Here is a 20,685-nt window from a genome sequence, read left to right as displayed (position 1 = left end):
CTGGTTGTGACCGTGGCCGGGTCCCCCGTTCGGGGGACCCGGCGTCCCCTGGCGCCGTGACGACAGCGGCAGGCGGCCTTCCTAAGCTGCCCGCACGATGGACGACACCACCGCTCGTACGACCGGGCCCGGCTCTCCCCCGCGTACGGCTCTCTCCCTCCGGCGCCGCCTTGGTGCCGCACTCGCCGTTCTGCCGAGCGTCATGGCCCTGCTGTCCGCCATGAGTCCGCCGGCCGAGGCGGACTCCACCGTCGGCGGCGATGTGCAGGTCGCCCAGTCGCTCGGCGACCGGGAACTGACGGTCATCCTGCGCCGGGTCACGGGTGTGCCCGGACCTTTGCACGTGGACGTGATCAGCCACACGGGCACGTCCGCCGGGCCTCTCAAGCTGGCGGTGGTACCCACCGGGGTCTCCACGTCCGTGTCCGCCGCCTCGGCGTCGGGCACGGACGTCGACACTTCCGTGGTCACACTGGGGAGCCGACCGGGGTCCTACTCCGCTGTGCTGGACGTCACCCAGGGCGGCCCGTGGGAGCTGTCGCTCAGCGACGGGGAGAGGACTGCGACGATTCCCTTCGTCGTGTCGAAGCAGACCGTCTCGCCGGCGGAGACCGCGGTCTACGTGGGCTTCAGCGGCGCCGGGGTCCTCCTCCTCGTCACCGTCCTGGTCGCCGTACGCGTGCGTCGCGGCTGGTGGGCGCTGGTGCCGGCCGGCGGGCTGGTCGCCTGTCTGGCCGTGGCGGTCACCGGTGCGCTGCTGTCGTCCCGGCTGCCGCTGCCGCCGTCGCAGGGTGGCCAGGTCGACGCCACCATCGACGGCGTCGGCGATCCCTACGCTTACGCCGGGCAGCGGGCCGGCGACTACTCGCGCCCGCCGGCCACGCTGCTGTTGTGGTCCTCCTCGGTCCGCGCGGGCAAGGTCGACGATCTGCGGTTGACCCTGTCCGACGCGTCCACCGGCCTGCCCGTGGACGACGTCGTCGCCCACGACGGGGCACTGCTGCACCTCCTGGTCATCGGCCCCTCGGGACAGCTGTGGCACCTGCACCCGATCAGGACCAGGGCCGGCGAATTCGAGGTTCCGTTGTCCCTGCCCGAGGCCGGCCATTATGCGGTCTCCGCCGAGTTCGAACGCCGGGGTGGCGGCGTCCAGCAGCTCCGCTCCGCGACCGGCATCGACGCGGTGTCCACGTCCGGCGCCACCCCGCAGGCCACGTCCGGTGACGCTCCGACGCAGGCGGGGACCGGTTCGCGGACCGTGGCCGGCGTCCGTGTACGGCTGACCGCGTCCTCGCTGATGGCGGGCAGGGCCGCTGTCCTCACCGCCCGCGTGGGGGACACGGCGTCCCTGCAGCCCTGGCTCGGCATGCTCGGACACCTGATCGTCGTCGGCCCGGTCTCGCCTGCGGCAACGGTGGGGACGGCGACGCAGGGCGCCCAGGTGTGGGCCCACTCCCACTCCATGGGCGCGTTGCCGGACGGCGACCACGACACGCGCGGCATGAAGGGGATGGCAGGCATGAAGGGGATGGAGACGGACTCGTCGTCGGCATCGCGCTCGTCCTCGGACATGACCTCGATGAGCGGTCTGACGTCCGTCAACGGCGACAGCACCGCCGACGAGACCGTCGCCGCCTACGGCCCCGACATCTCCTTCGTCTACACCTTCCCGACCACCGGCTATTACCGGATCTGGATCCAGGCCGAACGCGACAACACGATCCTGACCACCCCCTACCTGCTCCACGTCACCGGCACTTCGGAGAAGACCCCGTGAGCGAGCGGAGCGCGCGAAGACACGCGCGCCTGGATCACTCCTCCGACGAAGCAGAGCTCATGAGCGGGCATACGTCGCCGGTCGGCCTGCGGTCCTTGGTAGCCGCGGTGGTCCTGGCAGCAGCCCTGCTCACCGTGCTGGCGCTCCATTCGCTGTGGGCGTCCATGCGGGCGCCGTCGTCGCGCACGGCACAGTCCGCGTCCGACTACGCCCCGGAAGGCGCGGCGTCACTCACCGGCGGCACCGCCGAAGATGTGGTGATCCTGACGGTCTCGGCGCCCGTCACCGGCACCACCGCGGTCGACGTCAGGCTGGTACCGCGTCACCGTGCCGCGACCAGCGGGCCATCACCGGTCGTCACGGTCTCCGCGGTGCTGCCCACCGCGGGCCACGCGGTACCCGACTTCACCGCCGTACGGGCCTCGGACGGCCGCTACCACGTAGCCGGCCTTCCGCTGATGATGCCCGGCCGCTGGGAGTTCCTGGTCGCCATCGACGGCAACGACCGGCTCGTCTTCCCGCTCACCGTCTCCCGCTGATCGCGCCGCGCCCCTTCGCGCGCCATCCCGGTATGTCCCCCCAGAAAGGTATGCCCGATGGACTCCATCTCCTCGCCCGAGCTGACCGGCCCAGGCCTGCCGTCCCCGCCCGGCCACCCACCGCGGCGCCGGCCGACCGGTACGGCCGGCGCGTACACCGTGCTGGCCGGCACCCTGATGTCGCTGGTCGGCATCAGCTGGGACGTGCAGTGGCACGTCGACGTCGGCCCGGACACCTTCTTCACCCTCTCCCACCTGATGCTGTACTCCGGCAGTGCCATCGCCGGTATCGCCAGCCTGGTGATGGTGCTGCGCGCCACCTTCGCCGGGCGGGCCGGACGTCCCGCCGACCCCACCATCGGCGGCAGTCCGGTCCGGGTCCTCGGTGGCACGTTCGCCGCGCCCCTGGGGTACCTCGTCGCCGGAACCGGCGCCGCGCTGTTCTTGCTGTACGGCCTGATGGACCTGTGGTGGCATTCCCTGTACGGCTTCGACGCCGTACTGAACTCCCCGCCCCACGTCGCCCTGTTCATCTCCATCAGCCTGACCATGGTCGGCAGCCTCATCGTCTTCGCCGCCGCCCGCGCACAGCGCTGGGGGCGGATCGGGCTCATCGTCAGCGTCCCCGTGCTGATGACGTTCGCCCCGATCACCACCAACGCCTTCGACGGGCTGTCCCGGCCCATCAACCCTCAGCTCGCGGGCACCGTCCTCTTCGCCGTCTGCTTCGTTCTCATGGGAGCGTTCACCCTGCGCCGCCGGGGGGTGGCCCTGGCCATCGCGGCCGTCCTCGGCGTCATGCAGCTCTTTCTCTGGTGGTTCTCGACGTGGGCCACGAAGGCCTACGCGGCCCACGTCGGGCTGCCCCTGCGGGACAACCTCCGGCACATGCCCCCTGAGTTCCCCTCGGGCATACCGATGTTCATGCTCGCCGCGGCCGTGGTGATCGAGGTGCTGCTCCGGCTGGGGCGCGGCCGCGGCGGGTCAGGCCGCCGGCTGCCCCAGCTCGCCGGCGCCGTCGGCGGCGTGGTGCTGAGCCTCTCCATGCTCGTGCAGACCTCGATGCTCCGCGGCGGGGATGGGCCAGGGCCGATGGGTCCGCCCCCCGCATCCGCGACCACGGTGCTGACCGACGCGATCCTCGGGCTGGCGTTCGGTGCCCTGGCCGGCCACCTCGCCGCCCGCTTCGCCGTACTGCTGCGCCTCAACACCCCCGCCACCGACCAGGAAGGCCGCTGACCCGATGTACCGCCGAACGCCCCGGAAGTCACGACCGCGGCCGGGCCGCACCACGCGCCGGCCCGTGAAGCACCGCGCCCGCGCCCTGCTCCTCGCCCTGTTCACCATGGGCGCCGCGATCCTGGTCTCGGCGCCGACCGCACAGGCCTACGCGCCGGTCGAGATCGTCCACACCGAGCAGGTGCAGGTCGGCCCGTACCCCCTGACCGTCGGCTTCTCCAAGTGGCCGCTACGCGCCATGCAGTCGCTGGACTTCACCTTCGCCCCCAGCGGAGGACTGACCGGCAAATCCGGCACCCTCTTCATGACCGGCCCGGGCATGAAGAGGGGAATGCGCATGGGGGGCCCGCTCTCCCGCCACCCGCGCAAGCGGGACGTCTGGGGCCTGGACGTCCGAGCGCTGTCCACGGCCGGACAGTGGAGCCTCACCTTCACCATCGACGGTTCCCGGGGCCGGGGAACGGGCACTCTCGACAACCTCACCGTCCTCCGCCAGCCCGGCCCACCGCTGGCGCTGAGCTGGGCCCTTTGCGCCCTGCCCGTCGTCGGACTGATCGCCTTCCTGGTCGTCGCCTGGCGACGTCACCGTCCTTCCCGCCACCTCGCGACGGTGGGCATCTGAGAGACCGTCCGGCTCGGGGGGCGCCGGAGCGTCAGGCCATTCCGCGCTCGATGGCCTCGATGATCCGAGGCCTCAGCTCGGCACTGCTGATGATCGCGTCCACCGAGCCGACCTCGACCGCGCGCTGGATGCTGTGCACCCGGTCGAACTCGGCAGCGACCTCGCCGAGCTTCTCCGCCCGGACGGCGGACTGCACCTCGGCGAGCCGGGTGCTCAGCGCCGCCCGCTCGGCGCCGCCGGCCGCCGAGACCTGCGTCTGCAGCTCGGTCACCCGCGGGTCGGTCGCGGTGCGGTTGTTCACCTCACCGGAGAACACCACGGCGGCCGCCGGGGCACCGCCGAGCACCGAGGCGAACGAGCCCTCCAGCGCCATCACGGTCATCTTCGGGTTGAGAGCCTTGGAGAACACCACGAACGCGCCGCCGTGGTAGCGGGAGATCACACAGAACACGATCGGCCCATCGAAGTTGACGATCGCCCGGCCGATCTCCGCGCCGTACTCCAGCTGGAGCTTGCGCATCGACTCCGGTGAGCCGTCGAACCCGGACAGGTTCGCCAGCACGACCAGGGGCCGGTTGCCGGACGCCGCGTTGATCGCCCGCGCGGTCTTCTTCGACGACCGTGGGAACAGCGTGCCTGCGGTGTAGGTGTCCGGGCCGTCGGTGGGCGGGAAGCCGCGCCGCGGCACCGACCGCGACTCGATGCCGATCAGGCAGACCGGCCAACCACCGATGTGCACGTCCTGCACCGCCGAGGTGTCGGCGTCGGCCATGCCCGCCCAGCGCTCCAGCACCGGGTGATCCTGGTCGGACAGGGCGCGCATCACCGTACGGATGTCGAACGGCTTCTTGCGGTCGGGGTTGTGCTCGGCGGAGAAGATCTGGCCGACGGTGGTGAAGTCGCTGCCGGCGATCGCGTGCGGAAACGCGGAGACGTCGCGGTCGACCGGGTCGGTGGTGCGGGCTCGCCGCGGCGCGGTCTCGCCGGGCACGACGTAGGTGTGGTCGTAGTGCGCCATCAGCACGGCGCGGGCGGCCGGCAGGTTGGGCGCCCAGTACTGTGCCTGGCCGTTCGGCCCCATCACACGGTCGTAGCCGCCGATGCCAAAGTTGTCCTCGGCCGACACGCTGCCGGAGAAGTCCAGCGACTGCTTGCCGGTGAGCACCATCGCGGAGTCCGGCGTCATCACCAGGATGCCCTTGGTGTGCATGAGCATCGTCGCTTCGGCGTTCCAGTACGGCTGGGCGCCGACGTTGATCCCGGCGACCACGATGTTGATCTCGCCGCCGTCCTGGGTGAACGTGACGATCCGCTTGAGCGCGGCCGCGACCCAGTCCATGTTCTCGGTGCCCGAGGTCATCGAGATCCGCGCGCCTGCCGACAGCGCGAACCACTCCAGTGGGACCCGCATCCGCTCGGCGAGGTCGAGCGCGGCGATCACCCGCGAGCACTCCGGTTCCGACAGCGCGCCCAGCGCCTTCGTCGGGTCGCCGAGCAGGACCACGCGGGTGACGCCTTCGGGGTGCCGCTCGGTCGGCGTCGTGACGACGCCCGCCACGATCGCCGCGGTGTTCTTCCCCTTCGGCCGGTCCACCGGCACGAGCGCGCCGTGGTCGTCGAGGTCGTGCTCGACGAAGCCGCCCTTGGGGCCGGCGAGCAGGCCGGTCAGTTCGTACGGGTAGACGTTCCCGCGCCGAGCGGCGCGCAGCACCTTCTGGCGGTAGTCGTCCAGCGGCTGCACCGGCTCCGTCGACGGCGCGTCGACGTGCAGGCTCGCGCCGTGGCCCGGGTCAAGGGTGATCCGCACGGCGACCTCGGCCAGTTCGCCGGCGGCGTTGCGCTGGCGGGCCACGAACTGGACCTCCTCCAGACCCGCGCCCGCCGAGGTCGGCAGGACGCGCTGGACCAGGGCGTTCAGCTCGTCGGTGGACAGCTCGGTCGACGGCCAGACGTACATCATGATCCGGTTGGTGTCGAACCGCTTGTTCTGGGGTCGCTGCGCCTGGATGTTGCGGATCGCGTCCAGGCCCGCGGCGATCGCGTCCTCCACCGCGGGCAGCGCGACGAGCCTGCCGTCGGCCTCGCGCAGCGGCGTGAGGTCGCGGACCTGGCCCATCGCGATGAGCCGCTCGTCGGCCGGGTTGCTGCGCGCCACGGCCTTGAACAGGTAGATCTCCTCGTCTGCGGACGGCAGCCGCGTGAGGTCGAACTCGCGGAGCCGCTGCAGCTGCAGGCGCCGTGCCATCTGCGGGTGCAGGCCGCGGATCAGCCGGTCCTCGGCGAATCCGGCGCCGTCGGGCCGGAAGGTGAAGTGGTGGTGCATCACGGCGCCGCTGGTGCCGGCGACGGTGGTGGTGATCCGGCGGACGCCCGCGGGCCACGGGTGCTCGGCGATGAGCTGCCCGAGCCGCACCGCCATGGCGTCGGCGTCCGGCTGGTCCTCCCACGCGACGTACAGGTCGGCGACCAGCCCGTGCTCGGGGACGTCGGCGGCGAACATGCCGACGGCGCTGATGGCGTCGGGCAGGGCGGCGATGTCGACGGCGGTGGTGACCACGCGTGTCACGCGTTCTGAGCCGGTGTGCTCGGCGGTGACGAACCGGCAGCCTTCGGCCTCCCGCGCGGTGACCTCGGACAGCCCGCGGTTGCCGTAGTAACGGCGGGTCAGCACCTCCAGGAGCGGCTCGTGATCCCGCCCGGGCCGGCCGAACCGCTGGCCGATCAGCCGGACGAGCGGTTCGGAGCTGGCCACCATGGTCTGGATCCGCTCGGCACGGTCCGGCGCGTCCGGGTCGCGGTCCAGGTAGCGCAGCTCGTCGCGCACCGCGGCGTAGACCTTGGCGCGGTTGCGGCGCAGCAGTGGCTGGGTGAACCAGCGGAACACCACACCGCGGGCCAGGTCGGACACCATGGGGAAGCGCACCTGCGTGGCCTCGACCAGGTGCTCGAGGGTGAGCCCGGCGCGCTCACCGAGCGGCTCGAGCGGCGGCGCGCCGGCCAGCCACTGGCGCAGCAGCTCCGACACGATCGCGACGCCGTTGCTCATCCGCTGCTGAGCCAGGAAGATCCGGAAGACCGCGGCCTCCAGCTCGGGCGTGCGGTCGAGATCGGCGACGCCGTAGTGGGCGAGGACCTTGGCCAGCTTGGCCTGGAAGCCCTCGGTGACGCCGGCGCGCTCGACGTCGAGACTCTGCAGGTAGCTGTGGAAGAACTCGCGCGGGCTGTGCACCGGGCTGCCCGGCTCGACGTCGAGCTCGCCACCCGGCTTGTTGCGGCTCAGCTCGGACAGGTCGGCGAACACGGTGAGCAGGTCCAGCTCCCCCTCGATCGGCCGCCCGCCCAGTTCGCCGCGCGCGGCCAGGTAGGCCGACAGCACCCGCTCACCGTCGTACGGGTCGGTGTCGAAGCCGAGCAGCAGGCCGCGCAGGTCCTGCAGGCCGCGTTCGACGCGCTCGACCGCGGACGCCACGGGCTCCGCGGGCAGGTCGATCTCGATGGTCGCGGCGGCCGGCTCCGCGTCCTGAACGCCGTCATCGACCAGTGGCTCCAGCCGCATCAGCGGCGTGCCGGTCTCGACCTGGGTGCCCACCGACACGGGGCACTCACGGACGCGGGCGCGGAACGGCGCACGCAGCACCGTCTCCATCTTCATGCTCTCGAGCACCAGGATCGGCGCGCCGGACTCGACCTCGTCACCGACCGACGACGGCGTCGCGACCACCAGCGCGGGCGCCGGGGAACGGACGACGCCGCCCTCGTCGCGGCTGATCCGGTGCGTGACGCCGTCGACCTCGATCAGGTGGATCGGCCCGTGCGTGGCCGACACCAGCCGGAACCGGCGGCCGTTGACCACGATATGGCCGCTGTACTCATCGAACCGCTCGACCTCGACGTCGACGGGGTGCACGTCACCGCCGCCGGAGACGCCGACGCGGAACCGCCTCTGCCCGACCCGGGCCACGCTCACCCGGTAGTCGACGCCGCGGAGTTTGAGGTCCAGTGGACGGCCGCTCTCGTGCTGCACCTGCGGGCGCCCGCCGTGCGCGGTGGACAGCAGCCGTTGCCGGCTGACCTCCTCCTCGTCCTGGTACGCCTCGACCGCGGCGGCGGCCAGGGCGATCGCGGAGTGCCGGTGGCCGACCAGGCGGCCCTTGGCGCGAACGCGGTCGATCCAGCCGGTGTCGGCGCTCGCGTCGACCACCTCGGGCTGGTCGAGCAGGTCGAGTACGAAGCTCTTGTTGGTCGCGCCGCCCTCGATGATCACTGTGGTCTCGGCCATCGCGCGGCGCAGCCGGCCCAGCGCCTGTTCGCGGTCACGGCCGTAGGCGATGATCTTCGCGATCATCGAGTCGAAGTCGGCCGGGATGCTGTCACCCTCGCTGACGCCGGTGTCCACGCGGATGCCGGGTCCGGCGGGCAGCACCAGACGCACGATGCGGCCCGGGGCGGGCGCGAAGTCGCGGTCCGGGTCCTCGGCGTTGAGCCGGGCCTCGATGGCGTGGCCGGCCTCGCCCGGCTGGGCGCCTTCCAGCTTCCCGCCGTTCGCCACGTGCAGCTGCAGCCGGACCAGGTCCGTGCCGGTGGTGATCTCAGTGATCGGGTGCTCGACCTGCAGCCGGGTGTTGACCTCGAGGAAGGCGAAGAGCTTCTCGCCGGGGTGGTAGAGGAACTCGACGGTGCAGGCGCCGCGGTAGTCGACGGCCACGGCGAGCCGCTCGGCCGACGCCTTCAGCTCGGCGGTCTGCTCCGGGTCCAGGACCGGGGAGGCGGACTCCTCGATGATCTTCTGATTGCGCCGCTGCACCGAGCAGTCCCGGACGCCCAGCGCCCACGCGGTGCCCTGCCCGTCGGCGATGACCTGGACCTCGACGTGGCGGGCGCCGGTGACCAAGCGCTCCAGGAAGACCACGCCGGAGCCGAACGCGCGCAGCGCCTCCTGGCTGGTGCGCTCGTAGGCGTCGGTCAGATCTTCCTTCGAGGCGACCATGCGGATGCCTCGCCCGCCTCCGCCCGCGGTCGCCTTGAGCATCAGCGGGTAACCGATCTCGTCGCCGGCGCGCAGCGCGTCCTCGAGGGTCGCGACCTCGCCGCGGCTCCACGGCGCGACCGGAACACCGACCTCCTCGGCGATCAGCTTCGCGCCGATCTTGTCGCCGAGCCTGCGCATCGCCTCCGCGCTCGGCCCGACGAAGGTGATACCGATCTTCTCGCACAACTCGGCGAACGCCGGGTCCTCGGCGACGAACCCCCACCCGACCCACGCGGCGTCGGCCTCGGTCTCCACCAGCGCCCGCTCCAGGACGGCGTGGTCGAGGTACGGGCGGGCCGAGGCGGGGCCCAACGAGTAGGCGACGTCCGCTTCACGGACAAACGTCGCGTTGCGGTCTGCGTCGGTGTAGAGGGCGATCGTCTCGATCCGTTTCCCGGTTTCCGCCGAAAGATCCCGGACAGCGTGAATGAGCCGCATCGCGGCCTCTCCACGATTGACGATCGCGACACGACTGAACACCGACCGAGCCTCCCAAGCACCGAACACAGAAGGCGACGCCCGGATCTCGAACGTCGCCTGAACCTGTCCATACCCTGCTCGATTACCGCCGGGTACACCAATGTCCCGCATAGCGAATTCCGAGCCCTCAGCTTGTGGGGACCCTACAAGAGGCGACCAGGGACACACCGCCCTGCCACCGTTTCACGCGAGGACTGCCACAAAGCAAACCACACCCTGGATCCTAAGGCGGCCCTGCCGCCTGACCTGCCAGGTGTCAGGACAGAGCGATGTCCCTGTAGTAGTGGTGCAGGATCGTCTGGTAGCCGTCGCCCGCGTTCGCGAGGTCACGCGAGCCGTACTGCGACATCCAGTCCCCGTCCACCCAGGCCCCGCAGGCGGTCGTCGTCGAGCAGAAGTGCGCCAGGAGGATCCTGTCGCTCCGGGTCATCCGGGTCGACCAGGTGCTGTCGACGGCGGACGAGGTCGACGACTTGGCCGACGACGGGTTGTACACCTGGTCGGCCGTGTCGTCCCGGACGTCATAGCACTGCCCTCCCGAGGTCTTCCGGGTCGAGTGCAGCGCCCAATACCAGCCGTAGCTCTTGACCGCGACGGCTCCGGCCTCCAGCGAGGCGCTCGGCCAGCTGGACACCCACTCGTTCGGAAGGACGTTCTTGACGTACGTCTTGAAGTCGACCCGGTCCACTCGCCCCAGCTGGACCCGGTACACGAGGATGGACGTCGGCAGCTTGGTGTCGGTGCCGTCGGTCTTGCACCCCGTCGGCCGGCTCGTCAGCAGCTCATGCGAGGCGTTGTTGTTCTTCAACGTGGCGTTGAGGTTGCCCTTCGCGCCGGGTGCGAAGTCCTGGCTCGCGCCGGCGAAGTTGCTGTTGAAGTAGACCCGCACCGTCTTGTCCGTACGGTTCCACACCGACGCCGCGTTGTTCTTCACGCACACGCCCTTGCCGGCGCCGGCGCCCTTGAAGTCGTAGCAGGTCGGCTGTGTCGTTCCGTAGTCGTCCAGCGAGTCCGTGAAGTCGGAGACCGAACCGGCCTCGTCGCTGTTGTAGTAGTAGCAGAACTCGCCGCTGTCGCAGTTCCCGTCGCGGCCGGTGGCGAATGCCGGTCCGGCCGGCACCGTGACTCCCGCGAGGACCGACACGACCGCGGCCAGAACACCGACCGCCTTGATGCGGATGCTCATCTCTGGTCGCCTCTCAGAAGTGGAGCATCCACTGGAAGTCGGCCTGGGCGCTGCTCACGTGCACATGCGAGCGCGTGCCGTACGCGAGCGGGTTGTTCCAGTTGTATTCCTCGACATCGAACGAGCCGTCGGAGTACACCTTGTTCACGTAGGCGACGTGGCCCACCTTGTGGACGTCGTTGACGGCGATCGCGCCGACCGACGGCGTCTTGTTGACCGTCACGCCGACCGCGCGGGCGGCGTCGTCCCAGTGGCCCGCATCGCCCCAGGTCGTCTTCCAGGAGTTGCTGAAGTTCGGGACACCGAGCCGGCTCGCGATCCGCCATGCGGCGAAGGCCGTGCAGTTATTCTGCGCGAAGCCGCGCGGGTTGCCGTCGTAGTCGTTGCGCGGCGTCTGCCCGCTGGGCGCACTGCCGATGGCGTGCGAGGCGTTGTTGTTCTTCAACGTGGCGTCGAGGTTGCCCTTCGCGCCGGCCGCGAAGCTCTGGTGCGCCCCGCCGTAGTAGCTGTTGAAGTAGACCGTCACCGTCTTGCTCGTGCGGTTCCACACCGACGCGGCGTTGTTCTTCACGCACACGCCCTTGCCGGCGCCGGCGCCCTTGAAGTCGTAGCAGGACGGCTCTGTCGCTCCGTAGTCGTCGATGGAGGTGGTGAAGTCGGAGACCGAACCGGCCTCGTCGCTGTTGAAGTAGTAGCAGAACTCACCGCTGTCGCATTGCCCGTCGCGGGCCGCCGCGTACGCGGGCGAAACGGCGGCCAGGAAGGGGGCGGTGATGGCCAGCGCGGCGCCGGCGACGGTGAGAGCCTTGCACAGGTGCATCGCGTTTCCTCTTATGTGAAGTGATGAGTGTGGTCGGCTGTGCCTTGGGCCGCGGTCAGTGCGCGCGCTGGTACTCCTCCCAGGTGGTCTTGGGCACCTGGGGTCCGTCGTCCGGGCCCCGGTTCGCCAGGCCGTTCAGGCCGAGGTAGTAGTCGCCGACCTGGTGCTGCGCCGGACTGGACATGTCCGTGTCGTTGATCGCCACGGCGTGGATGTGCCACGGCCAGTCGGCCTGGCTCGGGTTGCGGATCCAGGCGGCGAAACCGACCTGGCGCAGCGCGCGGGCGACCTCGGTGCGGGTGGCCGCGGACATCCCGGCGACCGAGATGTCCACGACACCCCCGCCGTCATGGGTGCCGGCCGAGTTCGGGTCGCCGCCCGGGTTGTACGAGCCCTGCAGGAGCTTGAGCTGGGAGCCGAGCAGACGCTCGGCCTCGGTGAGCATCGCCTGGGTACGTGTGTTGACGACGTAACCGTCGCGCTGGACCCGCGCACCCGGGCTGATGCCGTAGGTGACCGTGTACCGGTTCTGCCCGAGTTCGGTCAGCGACGCCGTGCCGGGGAGCCCGTTGGCGGCCAGACCGGTGTACCCGAGCGAACGCTGGTAGGCGGCGTACGCCGCGACGGTCTGGGTGCCGAAGTATCCGTCGACCCACTTGGCGTCCAGCAGGTGCTCGGCCTGGAGCGCCTTCTCGACGGCCATGACAGAGTCCTTCGCCCCCGGGGTCAGCGTGTCATCAGGGCGTCGCGGGTCGATCTGGGCGGCCAGGACGACGGCCTCCATGTTGACGGCCGGCAGCGCGGTGGCCGTCGTTCCCGAGGCGCCGTTCGACGACGGTCCGGGAGTCGCCCCCGAGGCCGTCGCCGTCGCCAGTGCCATGGCCGGACCGGCGATCAGAACCGCCAGGTAGCCCTTTGCTCGCTTCATGTCGTAGGCGCCCCTTTCGGGTCGTGTCTGCGGCCCATCGCCACCACGGCCCCCGCGTTGGGCAAGTCGACCACTTGTCGTCCCAATTGCTACGTCTCGCATTGATTGACTGACATAGTCGGGACGACGGATCAGTCAATTCCGTACACGCGAGACCGGCGGGCGTGTCCGCCGTGGCCGGCCCACGCGGCTTCCGAGCCGGTCCGAGGCCTTTCGGCGGCATGGGCTCAGGCGACGGCGGAGCCGATGTGTCCAACGCCCATGTTGGGGGTCACATCGATTGGCTGCCGGATCTAACAGCCCTGGTCAATCAATCAGAGTTGTGTATACTGACCGCGACCTAAGGGGATCGATACTTGTGGTTTCCGCAGGCCGACACCCTCACCCGAGTGGCCTTTCCTGAAGTGTTGCGTCAGGAGCGGGTTGAATCGCGGTGGCCAATGCGTCTGAGGCAAGAAACAGGTATTAATCCTTGTAGGGGCAGGGATAAATCGAGATGGCCCGTCTCCAGAACCCCATCGACCCCGACGCAGGGCCACTCCAAGCCTTCGCTTACGACTTGCGGCAACTGCGCGAGAAGGCGGGCAATCCGACGTACCGTGCGCTGGCCCGCAAGGCCGGTTACAGCCCGGCGACGCTCTCCGAGGCCGCGCGCGGTCAGCGTCGGCCCAGCTTGGGCGTCACCATGGCCTACGTCGGAGCGTGCGGCGGTGATCTGGACGAGTGGCGGCTGCGTTGGCACGACCTCGCCGCGACCGAGCCGGTGGTGACGGCAAGGACAGCAGCGGACGCCGACACCGAAGCGGCCCATCCCGCCGACGTGGCGGCGCCCGACAAGTCGGCGCGAGCCGAGCCGGCGCGAGCCGAGCCAGCGGCCGACGCACCGGCGTTACTGCCCTCCCACACCCGGTGGCGGCGATGGATGCGGCCACCGGTCATCACGGCCGCCGCCGCGGTCGTCGTGGTCGCCGCGGTGACCGGCGTGGCCCTCTGGGCACAGCACGGGAAATCCGATGGACCACGCGGATGCCCCCGCGCCGGCTCCACGGCGGGCGGTTTCACCGGGCAGACCTACAACTTCAGCAGAGTGCGCAGCGCGGCGAGGCTTTCCGCGCCGGTCGTCCGCAATGTGCCCGCCGGCTGCACCCTCGCCTTCACCGGCTACTGCCTCGGCGACGTCGTGACCGACAGGACCTCGCAGACGCCGGACGTCCGATGGTTCATGCTGTCCGGCGGCGGGGTCATCGCATCGGGGGTCGTGCACGGCAACCCACCACCGCGGCTCGCCCCATCGTCCTGCCCTGAGAACACCGCACCACCGACGACCATCCGCCTGACCGTGCACCAGGCCGGAGGCGGGCTGAAGCTCCAGGCCACCGCGCAAGGCGCGAAGATCGTCGGGTTCACCTCGCTCGACGGCGGCGAATCAGATGGCTCCGAGTGGCATCAGATCGGCAGCCTGACCACCTCGCCCACGTCCACCTTCGAAACGAGCCGGCTACCGCGTCCCGCAGCCGCGGCACCAGGCCAGAGCATCACGGTCGCCGCCGTGGCCTGCCTCGGCGGTGATGGACCCACGACCGTCATCGACGCCCAACGGGTCCGGCTGGACGGGCCGCTGCGCACGACGTCCACGTCGTTGTCCGGTACGGCGCTGGAGGCCGCCACCCGCTCCGCCTGCCAGTACCCGTAGAACACGCGCACGGGCACCCTTGCAGGCGCGTACCTGAGCCGACATCACGCCTTGGCCGACGGGGTCGAACGTGGTCTTCGAGCCTGCCGAGATGGCGGCGTACCCGTCACAAGCTACTACGATTCGTAGGAGATAATCGTTTCGATGTAGGCGGTCACCCGCGAACGCTCAGCGTCGAAATGCCGAACCACCTCGATATCTCGTGGCACCTCGGCGCGCGTTCACGGATCCGAGCGATCCAAGGACCGGCGTTGCATCGTCACATCTCCTATGGAGGGTAGTGAAGGTGAGGGAGCGCGGATGGCGGGTCAGGTAAGCCGATGGGTTCGGCCGCCGGCAGCACGCCGCAGGGAGGTGGCCGCGGACGCGCTGGAGGATCGGCGGCGGAAGAACCGCATCGTCCATCAGGAGCTGCGTGAGGCCGAACGGCTGTGGTGTGACGGTCGCAGTGCCGGAGCGGAGCCTTCGCTCAACGCTGCCGAAGAGCTGGTGGCCCTGTGGGCCGCCTACGTCCTTCAGATGCTCGGGGAGCAGTTGCTCGATGCCGACCATGCCGCTCACCCGCAGGCTCCCGGTTTCGTGTCCATGACGACGGCGGAGCAGGTCTTGCTGCTCTTCGACGAGGTCGACTCCTGGATGTCCCGTTCAGGAGGGCCGGCCACCGAGCTCAGCGGCCGGAGCGGACCGGTATGTTTCGCCGCCCCGTTCCCGCGCTGGGTGCGGATCGAGCCCCATCCGCGGGCCCACCTGCTCGCCATGGTCACCGCGGGCAAAGAGATCAGCGAACGCGCCGTCAGCCTGCTTACCGAGGGTGTCCGTGCTGCGAGGTTGCGCACGCAGCACGTCGAAGCCCTCCGGAGCACGCTGGCCGAGTCATCCGCCACGATCTATTTCGCCGAGAAGATGCTTGCCGAAGGCCCAGGACGAGGCGATCGAGCAGCGACGGCGCACCATTTGCAGCACTCCATTGAGACGCTCTACGGATTCGGCTGGCTCGCAACCGGAGCCCGCCTGATCGATCACGCCGAGTAGACGACGGAATGACACGGACGTCATGTCCGCGGCTGCTCCGCTTCACCCGCCCACACCCCGAGTTCACACGACGAGGTGCCTTTCATGCCCTCTGTAAATCGCCGTACGTTCCTGCGTACCGGCCTGGCCGCTTCCGGAATGGGGCTGCTGGCAGCCTGCGGCTCCTCACCCACCAAGCCGCGCTGGATCCGGCCCACCGACCCGCGGGTCAAGGCGGCCGAGGCCGCGCGCCGTACCACCGGCCGGACCCGCGCCTTCACATTGGACAGCGTCTCCGGCCGCGTCGACCTCGGTGGGCCGACGGTCACGACCTGGACGTACGGCGGTGTGCTGCCCGGCCGGGAGATCCGGGTCCGCGCCGGAGACGTCGTCGAGGCCCGGCTCGTCAACCACCTTCCGGCCGACACCACCGTCCACTGGCACGGGCTCGCGCTACGCAACGACATGGACGGCGCCCCGAACCTGACGCAAGGTGCCGTGACACCCGGGCAGACCTTCACCTACCGGTTCGTCGCCGGGAACCCGGGCACGTACTGGTTCCACCCGCACACCGGCGTGCAACTGGACCGCGGGTTGTACGCGCCGCTGATCGTCGAAGATCCCTCCGAACCGGGCGCGTACGACCACGAGTGGACGGTCGTCCTCGACGACTGGATCGACGGCACCGGGAACACCCCCGACCAGGTGCTCACGATGCTCCGCCAGGGCATGAGCGGCGGGATGAAGGGCATGGACATGGGTCCGATGCTGATGGGCGCCGACAGCGACCTGCTCGGCGGCGACGCGGGCGATGTGAAATACCCGCACTACCTGATCAACGGACGTGTCGCCGCAGCACCCACCACCTTCCGCGCCCGGCCCCGCGACCGGGTACGGATCCGCGTCATCAACGCGGGCAGTGACACCGCCTTCCGGGTCACCCTCGGCGGGCACCGCATGCGCGTCACCCATACCGACGGCTTCCCCGTGGTGCCCGCGGACACCGACGCGCTCTTGGTCGGCATGGGCGAACGCTACGACGTCGTCGTCACTCTGGACGATGGCGTGTTCCCCCTGACCGCGGCCGCTGAAGGTAAGGGGGCCATCGCGAGGGCGCTGGTCCGCACCGGCTCGGGAAGCCCTCCATCGGCGTCCGCCCGGCCCCGGCAGTTGACCGGGAAGATCCTCCGCTACGCGGATCTACGACCGGCCGATCAGGTACGGCTGGCGCCCAAGACACCCGACGCCGAACACCGGCTCGATCTCACGGGCTCGATGACGCACTACGACTGGGGGATCAACGGCCACGCCTACGATCCGGCGCACCGACTTCCTGTCCGGACCGGCCAGCGCGTCCGCGTCACGTTCCGCAACCGCACGACGATGTGGCATCCGATGCACATCCACGGCCACACCTTCCAGATCAACGGCAACGGGCCGCGTAAGGACACCGTCATCGTCCTGCCGAACCAGACCGTCACCTGCGACTTCGACGCCGACAACCCAGGCCAGTGGATGAGCCACTGCCACAACGCCTACCACCAAGAGGCCGGGATGATGACCGTCCTGGGCTACCGCCATTGACGGACCCACCATGACGCCGTAGATCCCCTTGGCTCCTCGTACGCCGGTCAGGTGGGCGTCGCCGGCTGATGGGCAAGGTCCGGGGCTCCGGCTCCCTGCGGGATGGTGGCCGGAGCCCGGCGTTCTGTCAGCTCAGGCGATGGCTCGGCCCAGTTCCCGAAGAGCGGTCTCGACCTCGGCCTGTTCGTCCCACGGCACAGGGCCGTCGGCGAGCAGCATGGTCCGTTCAGGGCCCTTGCCCGCCAGAATCACCACGTCACCTGGCCGTGCCATCTCCACGGCTCGCCAGATCGCGGCACGCCGGTCGAGGATCACCTCATAGTCGACGCCGCGACGCCGCCCCGTGGCACCGGATTCGATCTGCCCGGCCAGATCTCCTGGATCCTTGTCGGTCGGATCGTCCGTCGTGATGATGAAGAAGTCGGCGTGGTCCGCCGCCGCGCGCCCCATGCCCGCCGGGTCGTGATCGGCGCGGCCGGTGGCGCCGAAGACGGCGATCAGCCGCCCGGACGTGTTGTTCCGCAACTCGCCGAGAACGCTTTGGAGTCGGAGCGAGGAGTGCGCGAAGTCGATGTAGACGTCGAACGGCTGCCCGTGATCGGCCCGCTGGAGACGCCCGCGGACCCCTTCGAAGGACGCCAGCGCGTCGGCGACGGCCTCCACAGGCACTCCCAACGCCAGGCACGATGTGGCGGCGCACAGCGCGTTGCGCACGTTGAACAGTGCCGGGAGTCTGAGGCGTACCGGCGCCGAACCGACGAAGGTTCGCAGAACGAACCTGACGTCGCTTCGGCCGGCGGACACGTTCGTGGCGCGGACGTCGGCGGGATGATCGATCCCGTACGTGAGACGCCGATCGGTCAGGCAGTGGGCGCTGAGCGCTTCCCAGGACGGGTCGTCGCGGTTGAGGACCGTCGTCTTCGGCACTCCCTTACCGGCTGCCCGCGCGGTGAGCTCCATGAGGCGAGCCTTGGCGAGGAAGTAGTTCTCCCAGGTTCCGTGGTAGTCCAGATGATCTGTGCCGATGTTGGTGTAGGCGGCGACGTCGAAGTCACAGGCCGCGACCCGGCCTTGCTCCAGGGCGTGGGAACTGGTCTCGATGACCGCGGCGCGGATCCGCCGCGCCACCATCCGGCTCAGCCATTCCTGGTTGTCCGGTGCCGCCATCGTCGTTTGGCCGGACCTGTTCTCGCTGCTGCGAGATCCGGTCGCATGAGCGACCGTACTGAGGTACCCGGCCGGGATTCCGGCGACTGTGAGGATGTGGGCCGTCATGTGCGTGGTCGTCGTCTTGCCCGCCGTGCCGGTGACCGCGGCCATCAGGAGTTTTCGGGCCGGTCTTTCGTGCAGCACGGCGGCGAGTTCCGCCAGTCCGGTACGTGTATCCGGCAGCCGCAGCACCGGCGCGGCGGCTTGGAGTGGCACCGTACGTTCGACGGCGACCGCGATGCCTTTACGCGCCAGGGAGGCGACGTAGTCGTGACCGTCCGTGTTCAGGCCCCGTACGGCGACGAACAGGTCACCAGGCCGCGCGTGGCGGGAGTCGTGAATGACGCGAAGTACGTCGTAGTCACCGTCGGTGGCGTTGAGAGTCGCGTCGGGTAGGTGCATCGCAAGATCGGACAAGCGCATGAGAACACTCCGTGGCTGAGGTCTTGACGAGGGATGGCGGGAACAACTCCGGGAAGGCGGAGTCGTCCGATCCCTCACAGCCGCAATACGGAGAGTTGGAGAATGCCCGGAGGTCGAGGCGGGTGGTCTTCGCGACGTAGCGTGCCGGCCGAAGCCGGCGCACCGACGACGGGCGGTCGCTCACGCGTGGCGTCCGCCCCGCCGGCGGCCAACAGAAACGTCAGTGCGAGCAGGGCGAGGCAGATCTGCCCGGCCTCCTGGGGCGTCTTCGCCGGACTGTGGTGGCGCTCCGCGGGCAACCGTTCGTAGCCGTCGGTCGCCGTGACTCGCATGGCCGACGGCCCGGCATCCGCAGAGCGCACTACCAGGCTGAGGACGATCGACTGAGGTGATGCGGCCGTCGACGGCGCGTCCTCCGGACCATGCACGGCGAGCAAGGCCGACAGGATCAGCAGGCCGATCAGCGGCAGCCAACGTCGGCGACCACGGCTCGGCCGCTGGCCAAGGAAGCGAGTCGACATCTCCATCGGGACCTTCTGGTACGTGGCCGTGCGTTCGTCGGCTCGGCAGCGTCGCCGGGTCATCGGCGTGATCTACTATGCACGATAGTAGATAGCGACCGCAAACGTAGCGCAGGCACTCGAACCGCATCGATCTGAAGGTCACGTTGAGCGACTATCTACTATGAATGGTAGTAGTGGCGGGCGACCTGGGCCCCCGCGATCGACGATGCGTGCAGACGGCAGGCCGCTCAGCCGACCGGGCAGTGGCGCTCGAAGATCGCGACGACTGCGGGATTGAGAGCCAGCCCCAGCGGCAGGGCGAGCAGCAGACCGATCCCCATGGAGTTGATACCGCGAGCAGCACGACTCAACGGCCGGTCCGGGCGCAGAAGCCTGCGCACCCGGGTCACCAGGGCGGCCCCACCGGCTCCCAGTGCGGCCGTCGGCACCGGGCCTACCGCAACGGAGATCAGCGCGGCGGCCACGACCGCCCGGTCATGGTGACGCGCGGCCGAGTCATCGGCTATCAACTCGATCAGCCGGGTGATCTCCAGCCTGGCGTCGTTGAAGAGGCGAACCCGGGGAAACGCTCTCGCAATCGCGACGGCGACGTTGCGCGCGAGATCGTGCCGCCCGCGCAGGTGGGCCTTCTCGTGCTCCAGGACGGCGGACAGTTGTGCGTTGTCGAGCCGATCGAGTACGCCCGTCGTGAGGACGATGCGCGAACGCCGGCCGGGAATGCAGTAGACGACCGGCACGGCGTGCTCGACAACGACGACGTTCTTTTCCGGGAGCGGACGTGCGACCAGGGCGAGCGCACCCAGGTGAGCTCGTTTGTTCCACCATGCCCGGACAAGGCCCACCACGACGTGACCGCTGATCCACAGGACGAGTCCCGCCGAGCCGAGCAGGCCGGCGATCGCGCCGACGGGTTGTGACACCCCGGAGTAGTGGTCGCGCATGGCCTTGACGCAGGTGTCGAGGACATGGGTGAGGCCGCCTGCGTCCCGGATCGCTGGCACGGCGAGAACCAGCCCGCCCAGGATCAGCGAGATGAGCACCGAGGAGGTCGCGGCCTGCCACATCGCGAGCCCGAGCCGTGGCGCTCGGTCGACCCAGTCCACTCTCTTCAACAGGCGTGGGCCCACGACAAGAAGCGTCGCGGCGTAAGCCAGCAGCGCTACGGCTGCCGTCACGAGTCCTTCTCCGGAGACACGATCCGCATCGCCGCCTGCAGTGCCTGCGCCTCGTCGCTGGACAGCTCGGACAGGAAGTGAACGAACGCCGCGGCCTGGTTGTTACTCGTCGCCAGCGCCGAGCGCATCAGACGGGCCGTATAGGTTTCGCGACTGACCAACGGCTCGTACAGGTGTCCCCGCCCCGCCTTCTCCCGGCGCAGCCACCCCTTCTTGTGCAGCTTGTCCATCACCGTCAGCACGGTGGTGTAGGCGATGGTCCGGTCCTTCTGCAGCTCGTCGACGACCTCCCGCACGGGAACCGGGCGGCCATGGCGCCAGAGGCAATCCATGATCGCCGCTTCCAGCTCGCCGAACTGCCGTAGTGCCATCGCCTACCTCACGTTCCTGATCTGCTATCGCACATAGTAGCCAGGTGGACGGCGGCGGCTGTCCACAGTGCAGGA

At 69.7% G+C, this 20,685-nt stretch carries 15 protein-coding genes; 7 read left to right on the top strand and 8 right to left on the bottom strand.

All coding sequences use genetic code 11. From position 1 onward, the window contains the following. Positions 1 to 97 precede the first annotated feature (97 nt). The 4 genes from ACYVF7_RS24165 to ACYVF7_RS24150 all read left to right on the top strand — a co-directional run bounded on the left by ACYVF7_RS24165 (position 98) and on the right by ACYVF7_RS24150 (position 4,177). Positions 98 to 1,777, top strand: a complete 1,680-nt coding sequence (locus ACYVF7_RS24165) for a hypothetical protein (protein WP_460344811.1) — start codon at positions 98 to 100, stop codon at positions 1,775 to 1,777. Positions 1,778 to 1,836: 59 nt separating this feature from the next. After that, positions 1,837 to 2,316, top strand: coding sequence for a hypothetical protein (locus ACYVF7_RS24160; protein ID WP_460344808.1), 480 nt, complete (start codon positions 1,837 to 1,839; stop codon positions 2,314 to 2,316). Between the two features lie 57 nt (positions 2,317 to 2,373). Further along, a complete protein-coding gene (locus ACYVF7_RS24155) occupies positions 2,374 to 3,555 on the top strand; it encodes a hypothetical protein (RefSeq protein ID WP_460344805.1) in 1,182 nt (393 codons plus the stop codon). Between the two features lie 64 nt (positions 3,556 to 3,619). After that, positions 3,620 to 4,177: a hypothetical protein gene (locus ACYVF7_RS24150; RefSeq protein ID WP_460344802.1), complete on the top strand. Its 558-nt coding sequence runs from the start codon at positions 3,620 to 3,622 to the stop codon at positions 4,175 to 4,177. A 31-nt stretch (positions 4,178 to 4,208) separates the two neighbouring features. Here ACYVF7_RS24150 and ACYVF7_RS24145 read toward each other — a convergent pair whose 3' ends face one another. The 4 genes from ACYVF7_RS24145 to ACYVF7_RS24130 form a co-directional block, all read right to left on the bottom strand. Further along, complete coding sequence (locus ACYVF7_RS24145; protein WP_460344799.1) at positions 4,209 to 9,686, bottom strand: ATP-binding protein; 5,478 nt, start codon at positions 9,684 to 9,686, stop codon at positions 4,209 to 4,211. Between the two features lie 256 nt (positions 9,687 to 9,942). Further along, positions 9,943 to 10,872 (bottom strand): SpoIID/LytB domain-containing protein, encoded by a 930-nt coding sequence (locus ACYVF7_RS24140; RefSeq protein WP_460344796.1) that lies wholly within the window; start codon positions 10,870 to 10,872, stop codon positions 9,943 to 9,945. A 13-nt stretch (positions 10,873 to 10,885) separates the two neighbouring features. Further along, positions 10,886 to 11,692 (bottom strand): CHAP domain-containing protein, encoded by an 807-nt coding sequence (locus ACYVF7_RS24135; RefSeq protein ID WP_460344793.1) that lies wholly within the window; start codon positions 11,690 to 11,692, stop codon positions 10,886 to 10,888. 55 nt (positions 11,693 to 11,747) lie between these two features. Continuing rightward, on the bottom strand, positions 11,748 to 12,620 hold the full coding sequence (locus ACYVF7_RS24130) for a peptidoglycan-binding domain-containing protein (RefSeq protein ID WP_460344790.1): 873 nt from the start codon (positions 12,618 to 12,620) through the stop codon (positions 11,748 to 11,750). A 496-nt stretch (positions 12,621 to 13,116) separates the two neighbouring features. Between ACYVF7_RS24130 and ACYVF7_RS24125 the strand changes: the two genes are divergently transcribed. The 3 genes from ACYVF7_RS24125 to ACYVF7_RS24115 all read left to right on the top strand — a co-directional run bounded on the left by ACYVF7_RS24125 (position 13,117) and on the right by ACYVF7_RS24115 (position 16,908). Then, positions 13,117 to 14,313, top strand: a complete 1,197-nt coding sequence (locus ACYVF7_RS24125) for a helix-turn-helix domain-containing protein (RefSeq protein WP_460344788.1) — start codon at positions 13,117 to 13,119, stop codon at positions 14,311 to 14,313. A gap of 354 nt (positions 14,314 to 14,667) precedes the next feature. Continuing rightward, on the top strand, positions 14,668 to 15,345 hold the full coding sequence (locus ACYVF7_RS24120) for a hypothetical protein (protein ID WP_460344785.1): 678 nt from the start codon (positions 14,668 to 14,670) through the stop codon (positions 15,343 to 15,345). Positions 15,346 to 15,429: 84 nt separating this feature from the next. Further along, positions 15,430 to 16,908: a multicopper oxidase domain-containing protein gene (locus ACYVF7_RS24115; RefSeq protein WP_460344782.1), complete on the top strand. Its 1,479-nt coding sequence runs from the start codon at positions 15,430 to 15,432 to the stop codon at positions 16,906 to 16,908. Positions 16,909 to 17,040: 132 nt separating this feature from the next. Here ACYVF7_RS24115 and ACYVF7_RS24110 read toward each other — a convergent pair whose 3' ends face one another. From ACYVF7_RS24110 to ACYVF7_RS24095, 4 genes are all read right to left on the bottom strand, one after another. Continuing rightward, complete coding sequence (locus ACYVF7_RS24110; RefSeq protein ID WP_460344779.1) at positions 17,041 to 18,519, bottom strand: Mur ligase family protein; 1,479 nt, start codon at positions 18,517 to 18,519, stop codon at positions 17,041 to 17,043. 95 nt (positions 18,520 to 18,614) lie between these two features. Further along, positions 18,615 to 19,067, bottom strand: a complete 453-nt coding sequence (locus ACYVF7_RS24105; RefSeq protein ID WP_460344776.1) for a hypothetical protein — start codon at positions 19,065 to 19,067, stop codon at positions 18,615 to 18,617. Between the two features lie 224 nt (positions 19,068 to 19,291). Further along, positions 19,292 to 20,239, bottom strand: a complete 948-nt coding sequence (locus ACYVF7_RS24100; protein ID WP_460344773.1) for a M56 family metallopeptidase — start codon at positions 20,237 to 20,239, stop codon at positions 19,292 to 19,294. Beyond that, positions 20,236 to 20,610: a BlaI/MecI/CopY family transcriptional regulator gene (locus ACYVF7_RS24095; RefSeq protein WP_460344770.1), complete on the bottom strand. Its 375-nt coding sequence runs from the start codon at positions 20,608 to 20,610 to the stop codon at positions 20,236 to 20,238. Before ACYVF7_RS24095 ends, ACYVF7_RS24100 begins: the two co-directional genes overlap by 4 nt. Between the last annotated feature and the right edge of the window lie 75 nt (positions 20,611 to 20,685).

The organism is Actinoallomurus acanthiterrae, assembly GCF_054775715.1.
Note: the sequence above shows the minus strand (reverse complement) of the source record. Positions and strands in the feature narration are given on the sequence as shown.